The 650-nt window shown below is 61.5% G+C and carries 1 protein-coding gene; it reads right to left on the reverse strand.

Annotation, left to right across the window (positions count from 1 at the left end):
- The coding region (gene mnmH / locus TU76_RS24115; protein WP_048352669.1) for a tRNA 2-selenouridine(34) synthase MnmH at nt 1-648 on the reverse strand (648 nt) is incomplete at its 3' end.
- Between the last annotated feature and the right edge of the window lie 2 nt (nt 649-650).

The raw sequence follows: 650 nt of genomic DNA on the forward strand, positions 1-650 counted from the left end.
CTGCATGCGTTGATAGAGCGGCAACGGCAACGCGCAACTGCCCACGGTACGGCTCTCGTCCTCAAGCACAAATTGCTGGTGACCGTTGGCGCGTTTTTTCAGGACATCAATGGCCAGCCGGTTCTCAAAGTCGATGTTCGTCGGCTGCCCGGTCGCCCGTTTGCCGAAACTCGACCCCCGGTGATTGGCATGACCTTCCAGGTCCAGTGCATTGTCGAGCTGCACCAGCACGTCGGTTTTTCCGGTGCCGGTCATCCCGCCGAGCACGAGTAAATCGCACTGCTCGACCGCGTCGTCGACGGTTTGAATCAGAAACGTACGCAGCGCCTTATAGCCGCCGGTAACACGCGGGTAGTCGATGCCGGCGTCCTGTTTGAGCCACTGCTGTACGATTTGCGAGCGCATGCCGCCACGAAAGCAGTACAGGCATCCCTCGGGGTTGGCCCGGGCAAAATCGGCCCAGGCCTGAAGACGCTCGGCCCTGGTCTGGCCCGACACCAGTTGATGCCCCAGGATCACCGCAGCCTGCTGCCCTTGCTGCTTGTAGCAGGTACCCACGCGCTCGCGCTCGTGGTCGGTCATCAGCGGCAGGTTGAGCACGCCGGGGAATGCGCCTTTGAGGAATTCAATCGGCGCACGGGTATCCATCA

Source organism: Pseudomonas psychrophila (assembly GCF_001043005.1).
Classification (GTDB): Bacteria; Pseudomonadota; Gammaproteobacteria; order Pseudomonadales; family Pseudomonadaceae; genus Aquipseudomonas; species Aquipseudomonas psychrophila.